The following is a 667-nucleotide window of genomic DNA, read 5'->3' on the forward strand; positions in this document are numbered from 1 at the left end:
GTTTCATACTCATTATACGGAAATTAGTAAATATAATAGAGCCTCATTGAATCTTTCTAAAAGAAATGGATTTTCAAAATTTGAGGATAGTTATGAGGATATATATCATTGTTATCTTCTTAGAAGCTCTTTGCCTAAGGTTCTAAAAGCATTTAAATTTACGGGGGATTTAAGTAATAAATATGATATTAATACTTTTAGAATAATAGAAGAAAAAAGTAATAAGAACATTACCACATTTTTGACGGAAATTTCTAAAGAAAAAATGAATTATCGTTGTTTTTCCAAAGCAAAGTATCCTTTTGATATAAAATTAGAATTATTTCGTTTGTATATATTTAAGGAAAATGATAAATACTATTTGCAATGTGATTTTTATTCAGAAAACATGTATTTTGTTAAAGCAAAGATAAACAATTTAAAATATACTAAACTTACACGAAAAAGAAATAAAAAAGAAATAAAAAATATTACAGGAGATATTTTTGTTCAATCGGAAGTATTTGCCGACATAGGGAAAATAAAAATACAACTTCATTATAAAGAACAAAACGATTTAAAAAAGCCTATTAAATTAAATAAGAAAGTATTTTCATATAAATTAATGGTTAACCCAGATAATGGAAGTCTATATATAACTAACAATTCTGGGGAAGTGATATTAGAG

Annotated in this window: 1 protein-coding gene; it reads left to right on the top strand. The window is 23.8% G+C overall.

The window, feature by feature from the left end:
• Positions 1-46 precede the first annotated feature (46 nt).
• On the top strand, positions 47-667 hold a 621-nt coding region (locus tag BZZ03_RS11765), incomplete at its 3' end, for a hypothetical protein (RefSeq protein WP_143466355.1).

Source organism: Lactococcus petauri (assembly GCF_002154895.1).
GTDB lineage: Bacteria > Bacillota > Bacilli > Lactobacillales > Streptococcaceae > Lactococcus > Lactococcus petauri.